The sequence below is a fragment of the Bacillus cereus group sp. BfR-BA-01349 genome, from assembly GCF_022663795.1.
GTDB lineage: Bacteria > Bacillota > Bacilli > Bacillales > Bacillaceae_G > Bacillus_A > Bacillus_A cereus.
Window position 1 is genome coordinate 15,979 of record NZ_JAKUGE010000009.1, and the last position, 13,733, is coordinate 29,711.

The window sequence follows — 13,733 nt, forward strand, 5'->3', positions numbered from 1 at the left end:
TTTCACCTGCTTTCAAATAATATAAACTTTTATTCTAATTAATTGGTTCTGTAGTACCATAAAATACAACATTATCTTTATTTGCACGTTTTTTAATTGTTGCTTAATCCGATTCATATCAATTTCAGGTGTGTAGAATATATCTGTAATCCCTACATCCTTTAATTGATCAAAAAATGGGTCATCTATATTTCTAATGCACATATAACAAACCCTTACGTTTTTTGAGATACTATTTATAAGTTCGAATATTTTCTCATCCTTATTATCTTCATCTTCAAATTCTAAGAATTGTTCAGCAAAAATTAAGACCTCCGGGTTATATTGAGCTACATAAATACTTACATCCTCGAATTTATTAATGTTTGTTTCACAAATATCAAAGTCTCCCTGAAAATGGTCTTGGAAAAACTTATAAAAAGGCTCATATTTCATACCTAGTACGACTTTTTGCATGTTGTTTTCCACCTTTGTAGATTCTATATTTATTTAAAAACTGCATTTGATAAAAAGAAGAACACCTTTATATGCATAATGCACATATATATTTTGGTGTTCTTCAAGTGCCATATTATTTAAAGAAAGGCATATCAACTTGTAATAATTCTGCTTTATTTTTTGAGGCATCCGGTTTTTTTACGTAGAATGATTTAGTAAAACTATCAGACTCTACCTTTTCTTCAATGCAGAAAATGCAAGGTAGTTTATATAATTCTAAGTTTAATTTTGTAATTATCTCTTCTGCTAATGAGAAGCAGGATACGCTTATAATTAAAGAGGTTTTATGTTGACTCATCCCTTGAATTGGAAGCAGGTTATATTGTTGGTAGACTTGGTCCCATTTCATTAATCTTTCAGACAAATATGCAATATAATCCTTAGATTGCTGAACTCTTTCTAATACAAAATTCAAGTTCCCTACTTCGGTTAGCGCTTCTATAGCTGCAAAGCTATTAATCAGTTGTGGATTGTTAAGAATACATCCCTGCCATTTAAATCCACGTAACCCCTGTGTTTCATAAATTTGGCATTTTATTTCATTAATAGCTACATAACGTTGAATAGCACTTAATCCTAGTGTCTGCCAACGAGTTGGTTCCATAAAGAACTCTTTATTATAAAAGTGTTTTAAGAATATATAACCGGCTAATCCTAAAGTAAATGGAGATGGCGGCTTTAAATCCGGATCATCTAATGAATTAAGGTCCCATCTTTCAACAAACCCATATCTTCTAAACTTCTTTAAGCGTAATGATACTTGCGAACGACTCATGACTGTACTCATTAATCTCTTAAGCTGATCTTCATTTGCAGCTATACATTCGCCAACCATTTTTAGTAAAGTAACATCCTTTTGTTCCATGTAATTGTAACTGTTCGCTTTACCTAATACTGATCCAAGATTTGTTAGAGGTTGATAATTATCGATTAGGGCAATCCCTCCTTTAATACTCGGATCGTCCCAAATTGAGATGCTACCATCCCTCTTCCGAAAATACGGATATTCGAAATTTAAAGGCACAACTTGTGGTTTCATATGCTATACCAATTCCAATTAGTTATATAAGAAACTAGTTAAATTTTTTGGTTGTTTTTTCCCTTGAGGGTATGAAAAAATCACACCTCTAGCAGAACGTTTTTCAATATTAATATCAACAATGCGAACAGCTACGATATCACCAATAACAGGTTCCTGAACTTCACGTGGCTTAGATGCCTTGATAGTAAAGCCTTTTCCTAACTTAACAAATATACCATCACGCTCTGATACATTTGTAACTAGACCTGTTGCAGTATAATTATGTGGTTCTTTATCACGCAATTCTTCAAATGGATCTTCTACAGCATCTTTACGACTTACTTGAATCTGTTTTGTATCTTCTTTAAAACGTTTTACTTTCACTGGAATTGTTGCATTTCTAGGAGCAATAGAATCAATATCAAATACTCGTTCATGATCTAAATCTGCAAGTTTCATAAAACAAGGCGTACCCTCAACTTTTAAGAAAATTGTACGTGTATTTTCATTTCTTCCAGTAACAATTCCTTCAAAAACCTTTTCATTAAGAGTATTTTCTTCTTCTAATTTATAGATTTCTTTTAAGAATTTCTCTTTTTTAATATCGTCTGCTTGTTTAACACTTACAGCTGCTAGATTATTTTCTTTATCAATACCTAATACGATAAATTCTTGAATAGTACCAGTGAAACTGTTCAATGATTTATGTTCATATTCTGAGAACTCATTAGCTGGACACATACCTAAAGCTCCACCTTCTAGAGCAAAGTATACGCATTCTACATCTCTTAGTTCTAATTTACCGTCTGTTCCTGGCATATTCATTTTTTGTACATTTACGTTACGAACCATGGCAGTAAAAAATTCTTTATTTCTTTTTGCTGCCGCTAAACTATCATATACCTCTTGTTTCATTTCTTTCATAAATGGTCACTCCTTATTTGTATCTATTTTTATATATTTTTCTTTTTTGTTGTAAACAACAGTTTCCTGTTCTATTTGCGTATTATATTCATAATGACTCTATATTCTAAGAGTAAAATTAAAAAAAATTAAATTTTTCTTTTTTAAAATTTTAAAATGCAAAGAAAGTCATAGTAGGTTACAATAGATATACTTAATAAATTAATAAATGAATTTAATCATTCTAATTATTTTTATATATGGTTATATTGAAGGAGGAAATTTTTATGAAAAGTAAACTAATTAAAACTTGTGCTGCATTATCTATTGGTACTCTATCTTTACTTGGAGCAGGTAATTCTTTAACTCAAGCTGAAGAAAGATTTGTAGATGTACCTCAAAATCACTGGTCATTCACTGCTATTCAAGATTTAAAAGAACAGAAAATTGTAATTGGTTATGGGAATGGGATTTTTGGATTTGGAGATAATGTGACTCGCGAACAAGTAGCTATTCTGATGTACAATTACCTTCAACCAGAAGATAGAGGGACGCTTAAGAATCCTTATCCAGATGTTAATTCTCAAACTACTAATTACTCAAAACAAATTTTATCTTTAACAGCTTTAGGGATTGTTAAAGGGGACGAAAATGGAAATTACCGACCTAAGGATACTTTAACTCGTGCTGAAATGGCCGCTATACTTACAAGAGCATTTAATTTAAAAATAGCTGGTGAACTTACATTTAAGGATGTTCCTAAAGATCATTGGGCAAAAGATGCAATTACTGCAGTACAAACTAATAACGTTGCTGATGGAACAGGTTATAATGAATATAGCCCTAGTTTGAATGTAACTAGAGAGCAATATGCTCAGTTCGTTTATAAAGCTATGAATAGAAATAATAAACCAGGTGGTAATGATGGTTCAACATCTCTACCTGTTGAAGACATCAGTGGTAATGGAACTGGAGAGTCTCACGTTACTGACGGTGGGACACTTATTAAATAGCATCCAATCTCATACTAAAGTATTATAATTAACTAAAAAAACGAGATTCCACTAAAGGAATTTCGTTTTTTTAGTTTTTTGCATATAATTAATTCGTTTACTCCACACTAGGGTCTGAGTCCCTATCCACAAAATCAGGATATTGTTTACCGACTATGCTATATAGGTTTTTTATTGCGTCTCTATAGGTATCAATAGCTTTATTGGCTTCTTCTATATCAGGCCATAGCTTTTCTTGAGCGTCATTACTATGAGTATAATAATTTCTATTTCTTCGTTCATCTAGAACATCTTTCCATAATCCACTATTCCAATTTATAGGGTTACATCCTTTTTTCTGAATTTCGGTATCGATGCTATTTTGATAACTTCTTCCACTTAATTTTTTTACACCCAGAGCATCACAACTATATGATTCTAACGCCATACATGCAGTCACAATTGACCATCTAACATACGTACCTTTCATCCATTCATCCGTCGTTTTTCTTGCTAAATCTCTTGCATGTAAAGCATCATTCCATAGGTGATTATAAGGTTTTGTAATTAATGTTATTTCGAAATATGCACTCATTTTACCCCTCCTATTTTGAATACTATTAATAATATTCAAAACATAGACCGTAATACCCTTTTATAAATATATAACTTAATTTTTATATTTATAAAATATAGAGCAGTCCTCCAATAAAAAAAGTCCAAATAGGCAACACCAACAAAAATCCGTTTATGAGTCCTCTGAAAAAAACTAGTCCATCATCTTTAGTAAACTCATTCGCTGCTTCTCCACTCATAATGATATTCATCCCTAACTCCCCTTTTTAATTCGGTTATTTAGATAACAGTATGTAAATACTTTCTATAGTTTTTGATTGCAATAAATCCTTAAATGACTTGTTCGAAATTATATCCGAGTCCATTATTAAATTTTTATCATTAAACGCAATACCTATACAATTTACTAGACGCTTAGTTGGTCGGAGCGTTTGTTCTGCAGCTAGATCCACTCTCATGTAATCTTGAAGTTGGTACAACTCATTAATAGCAAGAGTAAGGGCGCTAACTCCATTTAAGTATGCCTTTCCAACTTCTAATACTTTCATTAATTCTTTTTTGTTAACTTTTAAACAAACATTATCACTATCTTCATATGGATATATGAGCGAAGGTAAATCTACCAAATAACTTGTTGCAACAAAAACATCTTCTGTATCAATTTCATGTATTAGATCTACAATTGGCTCTTGTTTTAGCATAGCACTCACCTTAACGTTTTTTTCCAGTTGTACATCATTATACTCATTGTTCAAATGAATTTTAACAATAAAATAAACAATTTATTTTACACCTTTTAAAAATAATAAAGGCGACCACATATTATTAAATGTGTTCGCCTTTATGTTTAATATAATTAATAGAATAACATCTATTATTTTTTTTCGAAGTATTCAAACGTTCTATATTTGATATCGTATTTTATTCTAAATTCTTGTGTTATTCCAAAACTACCTTTCTTTCTTACTAGAAACCAAACATGCCCATCACCTATACTATCTAATTGCAAATCATTATGTCCTTTTTTTTGTTTTAATTGTTCTCTTGCTTTATTTAAGGACCTTCTCCATGAATATCTATTTAATCTAGACAACGTTTTCTTTTTCATTAAGCTCACCCTATCATTGTTTATTCTTATTTTCTCTTAATCATTTATAATTAAAAATTAATTTATATTTATCATATACCAAGTCTTAGTATTTCTCTTTTATAAATTCACATAACTAAAACTGTATTATTTTTTTAGAAACAAACTATAAAGTAACAGAATTGTGTTAAGGGGTCAATTATATTCTATATTAAAAACATATATACTATTTCCTCTTAGTATTTACCTGTCTTCTTAATTATTTTATTTTAATTTTTTAAAGAATTAAGAGTTTAATAATGCTCTATATTTCTTTTTTTAGCTATACATATCTTTTAAGGATTAGATCTAACGGGTACCTCTAAAATAAGAGATGGAGCATCATGCCTAAATCTAACAACTTGATATGCCTTTGGATATTTATTAATCAATCACTAAACCATAATTAATTAAATCCTGTACCTGATTATTATCAAAGTATTTTATATGGGACATTATCCAATCCATTTGTTTATATGTTAAATAACCACATATTATACTCACAAAGGAGCTTTCCCCTTGGCTTCCAGCATCAATTCTTAAATATTGATCCCTCTTTTTATCCTCATAAGCAGCTGCACATGTATAATGTTCACTCAAATTGCAGTGAAGAAACTCTCCCGTAGGGCTTAGCCATCCATTTATAACTGGTTCATTTTTACTTGTAAGTATCATATAATCGCATACTCCTCTTTTTTCTATTGGTTATATGGATATCATTATAAGGTACTATTTATTTTTTCTCTTTTTAGAATTTAATTATTAAAATAAAAAAACACCTAACTGTAGGTAATTTACCTAGGTAGGTGTTTTTTATAACTTTAAAACTTTCTTTTTATACGTATCGCTTATACTATTTATATTTTATTAATAGCTGAAAAGTATTACGGAGCGTCATTTAAGTGAGCTTGTCATGTAACTCAGGAATATAAAATGCAAATGAATTATCCTGTATAACATACCCCTTAATTAAGGATGAAAGGGACTCTTCGTAGCATTGATTGAAACTACTAATAAAATTTAAGAAATACTCGATTTCTACATGCTCAGTTTCATTAGTTTTCTTATTTACTCGTATTATATTTTTCATTAGTAACTACTCCCTCACTATTACTCTTCCTTTGAAAAAACAAAATACCCAAAAATATTTGCTGCAACCCAAAGAAAGACTAAAATCTCTATAAAATCAAAAATGTTGCGCATATATAATCCCCTTTATTTTTTGTTTTATATATAAATCTATATAAATTGTAAACATGCAAAAAAGCCCTCAAAGAGATTGTTAAGGTAAAAATACCATTCACAGATCCCCAAGAGGGCTTGATTATTATTTGTGATAATAAAAAGAAAAAATACTTGTAATGCTTATAGTATATCAAATAATTTTAGAGTTTTGTAACCTTTTATATGAATTCAGAATCCGAAGTATAGGTAACGTATAAACGTAACTTATATACGTTACCTAATTAAATTGAATTTGATTTATCTTGTTACGTTTACTAATAATAGGATTTAGATACGTTACCTATTCCCAATTCTATTATTAATTAGTCTTATTTTTTATACTAGAATGTTACACTAGCATGGATAAAAAAAAAGCCTAGCTATAATTAGCTAGGGATGTAAGGGTTTCACCTCATAATTGTAATTATGATTAATGTTGAAACGAAACAATAATAAATAGTCTCATGACTATTTAAAAAGAGAGTAGTTAAATTGTAATATAATTCTACAAATTTGTAAATATATCTATTTATATTTTTGTTATATTACGATATATTGTAAAATACTTCTATTTCCCCCTATTTACTGCCAAATGCTAATTATATATATATATATTTTTATATAAGTGAGCTATTTCTTCTCTGATAATTCATACCAGGATATTTTCCAACCTTTTTCAGTATCTTTAATATGGTAGTCAATATCTATGGTCTTATCTAATTTTTCATCACCGTTACTTTCAGTCATACCTATTATCTTTTGTTTAGTTCTTACTATCCAAGTAGACTTATCTTGCTTTTTAGTATTCAGAGTTATTATTTCAAACTTAGCCTTTGCATTGCTCATGAATAGTGCTGCTGCGGGGCCTACAGAAGTATTATCTTGGACAGTAGCAGTAAGTGTACTTGTATATTTGTGATGATCTTGTTCATTTAATGCATTAATATTTTCCTTAACTACTTTTTCTACTGGCCATTGATCCCATTTGAAAAAACATAGGACTGCAATAATCAAGAATATAATACCTAAAATAAATGTAATTTTTTTCATTTCCTCACCTCGTTCATAATTTTATCATTATATTGGCATGCTATCTTATTTATTTTTTACATATCTAATGTATTACGAGCTACTATGTTTACTAATATATATCTAATTTGCCATTTTATAATATCGTCTGTTAATATATCTACATAAATCATTACTTTTTATTCTATATAACATTAACAAAACAGACCTTTTGGGTTCGTGAAATCTAATTAATAAATTAGTAGCGAATCAAAGAGGTCTTTTTTTGTTGGCTTTTTTTAATAAAGGAAATTTAAACGAAACAATATTTAGGGGGCAATCTTATGGATTTAATAGTAGGAAGTATAGTGAAGATAATTAATAAAGCTAAATGGGAAGGACATGCTGGTAGGATCGTTTCTATTGATGACTCAGGAGTTAAACCATATAGGGTTGCTTTAAATAATGGTCAGCGTAATAACTATGGAGCAGGACAGTTAAAAGTCTCTAATGAGAAACCTAAAATACATATAAATGCTAATGATATTAGGGGTAATTCTCTAAGGATAGATTTTTATACGGCTTCTATAATTAATACGGATGATGGTACATCAATAATTATGCCTGTTAAAGAAGACGATTTTGAGATAGTAACTGTAAAAACTAATTCAATCTATTTTGAAACAAGCCTAGTTTAAAAATTGTACTACTAATAGACAAGAAATTAATAATCTAATGTGAAATTTAATAAATTGTGAGAATAAACCTTTAAGGGACGAAAAAAAATACTTTCGTGATCTTGAGGTTTTTTTGTTTAAATGTTGGGGTGAAATAATGAATGATTCTAAATGCAATATATGCATATACAAAAAATTGAATATAACAAAAATATTATCTCCAATGATTTTTGGACATATTCATGTGTGAAAAACAATAAATGTATTAGCGAAATATGTTCTTCATGCGTAGAATTTGAGGAAATAATAAAACAATGTACAATATGTAATGCAGCTGTTCCAATAAGGAAAAGAATTAAAGGCTGTTATTGTTCACATAGTTGTTTAGAAAAGGATGTAGAAATAATTAAAGGTGCATTAACGCGACTGCATGGGCAATTGGCACTTGAAAAAAATAAATTAAAGAATGAAAAATGTTCACCAATTAAACATAGCTTTATTAATAACAATATACAAGCACTCTATAGATATATTGAACATAATGAAAGATTGTTGGAGATTATAAAAATAGAATGAAATATATAGTTAAAATTAGAAGAGTCCATTTTGTAAATAACAAAATGGACTCTTTTTCTAATACACTATATTTTCAAATATGACTTTTATTAATAATATTCTCCCCTGAAGGTTCTGGCATAAATCTATATATTCTCTGTTTCTTCCTTCCATAACTCTTCGTTTTGTTTTGCCTCTACCATTGCACGTAAAAATATAACTGCTTTTTCTGTATCCTTAGCATTATAAAAATCCGTTAAATATCGCTCTTTTCGGCCATTTGTTAGGTACTTAGATTCTTTTATAGATTCTATTTCTTTTGTAGTTATCAGTTCCATTACGGTTATGTGGTAGTATACGTTTTGCTTTCTATAATAAAGTGCTATAAAAAATATTATGGTTGCTAGTAATATTAATAAAACATCAACATACAGATTGTGAATATTTAATATCACGGTTAATATCGCTACTAAAAGGATTATAAAAAGTACTGACAATGTCTTCTTAACCTTTTTACCATACTTTATTTGCTTAGCTAACAAAAGATCAATCTGTTCTTGGTGTTTAAATTCTTCATTTACTATCATTATCTAAAGCTCCTTAATCCTTATTCACCTATCAAAATTTTTACTATCAATTTCCATAAAGACTGATCTTATTATTTTTCTCTGCATTTCCTATAACTTTTAAGAGCTGGATTCTTTGCTTTACGTCCTTATTATTATATTCAGTAATGTAGCTCTCTTTTTGATTGTTAGATAAATATAAAGACTCTTGGATAGATTTTTTTGCATTTTGATTCAAAACTTTCTCTATTTCATTAATATAGTACATATGCTTTTTAAACGAATATATATGAACGCAAAAATTTACTAATAATGCAATAATGATACCTCCAAAAGGAACAGCATTATTATAGCCTTGAGATAATAAGATTGCCATAATGATTGCTGCAATAGCATTTATATCACTACAAATGGTTCTTAAGTCTTTTGATTTATTTTCTTTTATTTTTAATTGTTCAATGATTTTATTTAATAATTGTAGCTCCATACTTGTCCCCTCTTTATGTTACTTAACTGTAAAACAGAAACCAACTAGCTTATTAATAGTTGGTTTCTGTTCAATATGATAAAACGTTAACTACTTAGTAAATTTTTTCAATCGTATCAATATCCTTAAGTCTCCCTGTATCATCATATAAAAGTGTAAGCTTATACATTCCTTTATCCGATGTTACCTTTTTGTAATCCTCTATATCTTCTATAATAATTTTATCCACTTGTGTTTGTAGTTTATCGGATACTAATTTGTATTGTTCTACTTGATTATATTCCTGTATTTTAGCTTCCTGCTTATATGACTCTATAATAGCGGTATCAGCAGAGCGTCCTTTACTATAAACAAAATAACAGGATACACTACCGAGCATCACACATAATGCAATTAAAGTTCCTTTTATCCAAGGTTCCCTATCCATCTTGGTTACTATGCTGTGTATTACTAAGTAAATCAAAATAATTAATGTAAACATAATCCACAAACTAATTAATGCATACATATCATCACTCCTTACAATTAATTTATATATATCACTTTAATGTTTTTATTCCTAATGAAAAAGCAGTTTAATAGAAATCTGCTACTTTTTCACATTGTATCTTTAACAATATTTTATATTCTTATAAGCACGTTCTTGTGTCCCTTTACTAGCTACAAAAATTAGAAGACCTTTCTTACATAAATATTCAAGATACATACATACAAAAGGATATACCTTAGACTTTCCAGTAGAAAAATACAATTTTGGTGTGCTGCATTTTTCGATTAGTTCGTTTACCGCATCAGTGGCTCTAATTTCTAATTCATTTTCTGCATACCAATTTAACTGATCCATTTCTATGTATGTTAGTCCATTAATCCTTTTATCTGTTCTATAATTATCTATTAAATGTATTGGAACCCCCACTACTTTTTCATTATTACTAGAATACTGCTTAGGTTGTTCTGGTGGGGTTTGAATCGATTCATCATCAAATAAAGATAATTGATTCATTTAATAACCTCTTTTCTAATTAATTGATAATAAATTTAAAATCCTTATACATATTAATGGATAAAATATTAATCAATAGTTAAAACTTGATATTCATTAACAGTAATAATAGTTGTATCATCGTGAATGTTATATATTAGCGGTGAACCTGTATGGCCATGTAAAAATAACTTAGGTCTATCCCTTAATAGGTAATTCGAATATTCTTCAAACCCTCTATATAAATCTAATTCATCCTCTGGTTTTGCCCAACGTGGATTAGCATGAGCTACAAAAATATCGACTGGACCAATTTTATCTAAGAAGGTACTTAATTCTTGCTCGGTAAATTGATTAGCAATTTTATGGCTATCTGTATAAATTGGTACTCCACTAAATCCTGCAATAGTATATCCTTTAACATTTACTACATTACGATGTAAAGATTTGATATTTGTATCATGAAAAGCATCTTTACTATCATTTTCACCTAAAACCCCATATATAGGAATATCTTTGAAGAAATGTTCAATAGAATATAATGCCCTTTTATGTATATCACCTAATAAAAGTATGAGATCCGGTTTTACTGCTAATAACTCATTTTGTTCAACTAGTTCTTTTATGCCTCCAGTTGTATTTGAAAACACAATAATTTTCATGTTATTCCTCCTACTAATTTATATTATTGTTATGTAGATATATTATATTTTCGTAAATCTACTGGAATTATAACATAGTGTAAATTTATCTGCTTTCTGAATAAATTGGGGAGCAGCTGAACATAATAATACTAAGAATAATAATATAAATAATAAAGACAATAATAAAATACATTAGTTACTGTAATGGAGAAGAAATAACTAGTTACAAATGCAGACAGTTCAATAGGTATAACACTATATCTATTTATTGGATAATATAACAGTTCGATCCTAGTGAACTATTTATTAATAAGAGAAAGAAATAATTGATAAAGAGAAAGATTTTAAGAATAAAATAATTAATATCTGCTATAACAAATTTTTTTCATATACAAAAAAAGTTAAATAGGTGTCTGATTTCACAAGTTACGATAAATTTCTCAATTATTTGCAGTAGATTGCTGTCAAATAGGATGTTTTTATAAAGAATATATATATTGATAAATGACAAATAAGCGTTTAAATAGTAGTTTTTTAAACGCTTAAAAAAGACAATAGTAAATAACCCTCTAATATGAGCCAATTTTTTAAAAAAACTTTACTTAATTAATTTTTAACAATACTATTAAACATTGCTTTTACATCAATAGTTTTTTTATTATCCGGCTGTATAGAAGTAGTAGCTACTTTTTCATTCTTTTCAGTTTTTAAATTTCTTCGCGGTAATCTTTGTTCAAATTCACGTTCAAAATTAGGATTACTTAACTTGTATTCTTTAGCAAGTTGGTGAATGTAATCTTGCTTCAACCCTTTTTGAATATTTTCATCATAAATAGTATCTAAACGACTAAAATAGATGTTCCAAGCTTTACTTTTTGAAATAGTTGCTGTTAATTCAGTATATGTAGAGATTTCTGATGCAATATTAATAACCTCATCATCAATACCTGCAGTTGTAATAAAGTTAATATACGGTTCACTTTCTTCTACTAAAGAAAGGATATCCATAGATTGTAGATAATCTACTTTCATTTTTTCTAATTTCTGAGATAAAGTCATACGAATAACAGGCATTACATAGAAGTTTAGAATGTAATTTCCGAATTTACCTTCACGCATTAATCTCGGGAATATAAAAGATTGTTCCTGGAAAAAGCGTTGTAAGCTGTCTCTATATAACTGTACGCCATATTTCCCAAAATTATCGTATAGTTTTTTCTTCGCCATATGTATCTTTTCTAAAGACGATTGTTCAAATTGCTCTAGATCATGACCGTATCTTATTGCTATGTCACGTAAATCACGTAATGTAGCAAGACGTTCCGGTTCATATATAGAAGTTACATTTTCTCTTTTTACATGTTTTTTAGCAATACGAACACGTATTACATGGGATTTTTTTTCATCACATGTACGTTTTTTACGATTTAATTCATTTAATTCACAATACACCTCAAGTAACTCACGTACATTCTCTATATCACTTGTTAGCAGGTGTTTCTTTCCATCATGAGTGAACTCGATTTCGATAAGTCCATTTTCAATTAATAGCACTAGTACATTTAATAAATCCTTAAAATTATAGAAATATTTAAGAATAGGATTATTAGTTGCTGTTACATAACCACGTTCAATAGCAAATCTATGCCATTCACCAGGTAGTTGTGAAGTTAGAATGTAATATAAAAATTGTAAAGGTCTTTTGTATAATTTCTTGAAATGCTTGTCTTGGAAAAACTTATATAGACTAATATAAGTAAAGCGTGTAGGCCTATGATCAATGTGAATTGCCATATTATTATAGTAGACTCCATCTTCTTTATATATACAATTGGCCTCTTCTAAATCTTTAAAAGCAGTAGGAATACAACGGGTAGACATTAGCTCTTGTTTACGGATATCTTCTTTATCTACATATATTCTTCCGTCGATATCAGTAACCATAGCTAGAGGTGCTATTAATCTTGTAGCAATAGTTGAGAGGTTATTTTTCAAAGCATGCTCACGTAGTTTGCTTCTATTTAACATATAGGTTGTACTTCCCTTCTAATAAAGCGAAAGGACCAGCAAAACTTAACTTTGAAAAGTAAAAAATTGGTCTGAAAAATATACAAATAATCATAATCTGCACATCAAATAAACAACAAATAAATGTTGAAAAGGCACAACAAATAGATTATAATTTAGGTATCGAAAATTTTTTCAAGTTAAAAGTTTGGTCGCTTTTAGCTTTATTTTTTATTTTGGTCTTGCCTCCATGTGAGGCTCTTTTTTTTGGTCTTTTTTACTAAATGGTCAATTTTCTCTATATATACGACAAAAACACACCTTCAATTGAAAGATGTGTTGGATATGTACGATAGTTATTAATGTTATGTTTATATTAGGTACATTATCCTACATCTTTACGCATACACAAATAAGCAAAGATCTCGTACTTTCAATTTATACTCACAACAAAATTAATTTGGTCG

At 28.8% G+C, this 13,733-nt stretch carries 18 protein-coding genes; 3 read left to right on the plus strand and 15 right to left on the minus strand.

The window, feature by feature from the left end; genetic code table 11:
* Positions 1-12: 12 nt before the first annotated feature.
* The 3 genes from MR169_RS07180 to MR169_RS07190 all read right to left on the minus strand — a co-directional run bounded on the left by MR169_RS07180 (position 13) and on the right by MR169_RS07190 (position 2,443).
* On the minus strand, positions 13-456 hold the full coding sequence (locus MR169_RS07180; protein ID WP_242319170.1) for a hypothetical protein: 444 nt from the start codon (positions 454-456) through the stop codon (positions 13-15).
* 115 nt (positions 457-571) lie between these two features.
* Positions 572-1,522, minus strand: a complete 951-nt coding sequence (locus MR169_RS07185) for a hypothetical protein (RefSeq protein WP_232305191.1) — start codon at positions 1,520-1,522, stop codon at positions 572-574.
* 33 nt (positions 1,523-1,555) lie between these two features.
* Entirely contained in the window at positions 1,556-2,443 is an 888-nt protein-coding gene (locus MR169_RS07190) for an RNA-binding protein (protein WP_242319171.1), read from the minus strand.
* Positions 2,444-2,709: 266 nt separating this feature from the next.
* On the opposite strand from MR169_RS07190, the gene MR169_RS07195 reads away from it, so the two are divergent.
* Complete coding sequence (locus tag MR169_RS07195) at positions 2,710-3,435, plus strand: S-layer homology domain-containing protein (RefSeq protein WP_242319172.1); 726 nt, start codon at positions 2,710-2,712, stop codon at positions 3,433-3,435.
* 97 nt (positions 3,436-3,532) lie between these two features.
* On the opposite strand, the gene MR169_RS07200 is transcribed toward MR169_RS07195, so the two are convergent.
* The 6 genes from MR169_RS07200 to MR169_RS07225 form a co-directional block, all read right to left on the minus strand.
* Positions 3,533-4,009 (minus strand): hypothetical protein, encoded by a 477-nt coding sequence (locus MR169_RS07200; protein ID WP_001277272.1) that lies wholly within the window; start codon positions 4,007-4,009, stop codon positions 3,533-3,535.
* An 88-nt stretch (positions 4,010-4,097) separates the two neighbouring features.
* A complete protein-coding gene (locus tag MR169_RS07205; RefSeq protein WP_242319173.1) occupies positions 4,098-4,241 on the minus strand; it encodes a hypothetical protein in 144 nt (47 codons plus the stop codon).
* A 24-nt stretch (positions 4,242-4,265) separates the two neighbouring features.
* Complete coding sequence (locus MR169_RS07210) at positions 4,266-4,691, minus strand: hypothetical protein (RefSeq protein WP_000917612.1); 426 nt, start codon at positions 4,689-4,691, stop codon at positions 4,266-4,268.
* A 173-nt stretch (positions 4,692-4,864) separates the two neighbouring features.
* Positions 4,865-5,098: a hypothetical protein gene (locus tag MR169_RS07215; protein WP_000730712.1), complete on the minus strand. Its 234-nt coding sequence runs from the start codon at positions 5,096-5,098 to the stop codon at positions 4,865-4,867.
* A gap of 402 nt (positions 5,099-5,500) precedes the next feature.
* The gene (locus MR169_RS07220; RefSeq protein ID WP_000604175.1) at positions 5,501-5,791 is read right to left on the minus strand and encodes a hypothetical protein; all 291 of its coding nucleotides are present in this window, start codon (positions 5,789-5,791) and stop codon (positions 5,501-5,503) included.
* 1,179 nt (positions 5,792-6,970) lie between these two features.
* A complete protein-coding gene (locus tag MR169_RS07225; protein ID WP_242319174.1) occupies positions 6,971-7,390 on the minus strand; it encodes a hypothetical protein in 420 nt (139 codons plus the stop codon).
* A 302-nt stretch (positions 7,391-7,692) separates the two neighbouring features.
* On the opposite strand from MR169_RS07225, the gene MR169_RS07230 reads away from it, so the two are divergent.
* Positions 7,693-8,046, plus strand: coding sequence for a hypothetical protein (locus MR169_RS07230; RefSeq protein ID WP_242319175.1), 354 nt, complete (start codon positions 7,693-7,695; stop codon positions 8,044-8,046).
* A 225-nt stretch (positions 8,047-8,271) separates the two neighbouring features.
* Positions 8,272-8,601 (plus strand): hypothetical protein, encoded by a 330-nt coding sequence (locus MR169_RS07235; RefSeq protein WP_242319176.1) that lies wholly within the window; start codon positions 8,272-8,274, stop codon positions 8,599-8,601.
* A gap of 125 nt (positions 8,602-8,726) precedes the next feature.
* Here MR169_RS07235 and MR169_RS07240 read toward each other — a convergent pair whose 3' ends face one another.
* The 6 genes from MR169_RS07240 to MR169_RS07265 all read right to left on the minus strand — a co-directional run bounded on the left by MR169_RS07240 (position 8,727) and on the right by MR169_RS07265 (position 13,287).
* Entirely contained in the window at positions 8,727-9,167 is a 441-nt protein-coding gene (locus tag MR169_RS07240) for a hypothetical protein (RefSeq protein WP_242319177.1), read from the minus strand.
* A 46-nt stretch (positions 9,168-9,213) separates the two neighbouring features.
* The gene (locus MR169_RS07245; RefSeq protein ID WP_000422876.1) at positions 9,214-9,633 is read right to left on the minus strand and encodes a hypothetical protein; all 420 of its coding nucleotides are present in this window, start codon (positions 9,631-9,633) and stop codon (positions 9,214-9,216) included.
* Between the two features lie 94 nt (positions 9,634-9,727).
* Positions 9,728-10,141, minus strand: a complete 414-nt coding sequence (locus MR169_RS07250) for a hypothetical protein (RefSeq protein WP_242300914.1) — start codon at positions 10,139-10,141, stop codon at positions 9,728-9,730.
* Between the two features lie 102 nt (positions 10,142-10,243).
* The gene (locus MR169_RS07255) at positions 10,244-10,636 is read right to left on the minus strand and encodes a DUF3895 domain-containing protein (protein WP_242319178.1); all 393 of its coding nucleotides are present in this window, start codon (positions 10,634-10,636) and stop codon (positions 10,244-10,246) included.
* Positions 10,637-10,704: 68 nt separating this feature from the next.
* Positions 10,705-11,277, minus strand: coding sequence for a metallophosphoesterase family protein (locus MR169_RS07260; protein WP_242319179.1), 573 nt, complete (start codon positions 11,275-11,277; stop codon positions 10,705-10,707).
* 588 nt (positions 11,278-11,865) lie between these two features.
* Positions 11,866-13,287 carry a hypothetical protein gene (locus MR169_RS07265; RefSeq protein ID WP_242319180.1) on the minus strand — a complete coding sequence of 474 codons (1,422 nt, stop codon included), beginning with the start codon at positions 13,285-13,287 and terminating at the stop codon, positions 11,866-11,868.
* Positions 13,288-13,733 lie beyond the last annotated feature (446 nt).

Bases quoted from the DNA above. Each gene is read 5' to 3' on its own strand.
- MR169_RS07225 (WP_242319174.1), bottom strand. From the start codon at position 7,390: ATGAAAAAAATTACATTTATTTTAGGTATTATATTCTTGATTATTGCA.
- MR169_RS07200 (WP_001277272.1), bottom strand. From the start codon at position 4,009: ATGAGTGCATATTTCGAAATAACATTAATTACAAAACCTTATAATCAC.
- MR169_RS07180 (WP_242319170.1), bottom strand. From the start codon at position 456: ATGCAAAAAGTCGTACTAGGTATGAAATATGAGCCTTTTTATAAGTTT.
- MR169_RS07245 (WP_000422876.1), bottom strand. From the start codon at position 9,633: ATGGAGCTACAATTATTAAATAAAATCATTGAACAATTAAAAATAAAA.
- MR169_RS07195 (WP_242319172.1), top strand. From the start codon at position 2,710: ATGAAAAGTAAACTAATTAAAACTTGTGCTGCATTATCTATTGGTACT.
- MR169_RS07260 (WP_242319179.1), bottom strand. From the start codon at position 11,277: ATGAAAATTATTGTGTTTTCAAATACAACTGGAGGCATAAAAGAACTA.
- MR169_RS07240 (WP_242319177.1), bottom strand. From the start codon at position 9,167: ATGATAGTAAATGAAGAATTTAAACACCAAGAACAGATTGATCTTTTG.
- MR169_RS07205 (WP_242319173.1), bottom strand. From the start codon at position 4,241: ATGAATATCATTATGAGTGGAGAAGCAGCGAATGAGTTTACTAAAGAT.
- MR169_RS07215 (WP_000730712.1), bottom strand. From the start codon at position 5,098: ATGAAAAAGAAAACGTTGTCTAGATTAAATAGATATTCATGGAGAAGG.
- MR169_RS07250 (WP_242300914.1), bottom strand. From the start codon at position 10,141: ATGTATGCATTAATTAGTTTGTGGATTATGTTTACATTAATTATTTTG.
- MR169_RS07190 (WP_242319171.1), bottom strand. From the start codon at position 2,443: ATGAAAGAAATGAAACAAGAGGTATATGATAGTTTAGCGGCAGCAAAA.
- MR169_RS07255 (WP_242319178.1), bottom strand. From the start codon at position 10,636: ATGAATCAATTATCTTTATTTGATGATGAATCGATTCAAACCCCACCA.
- MR169_RS07230 (WP_242319175.1), top strand. From the start codon at position 7,693: ATGGATTTAATAGTAGGAAGTATAGTGAAGATAATTAATAAAGCTAAA.
- MR169_RS07265 (WP_242319180.1), bottom strand. From the start codon at position 13,287: ATGTTAAATAGAAGCAAACTACGTGAGCATGCTTTGAAAAATAACCTC.
- MR169_RS07210 (WP_000917612.1), bottom strand. From the start codon at position 4,691: ATGCTAAAACAAGAGCCAATTGTAGATCTAATACATGAAATTGATACA.
- MR169_RS07220 (WP_000604175.1), bottom strand. From the start codon at position 5,791: ATGATACTTACAAGTAAAAATGAACCAGTTATAAATGGATGGCTAAGC.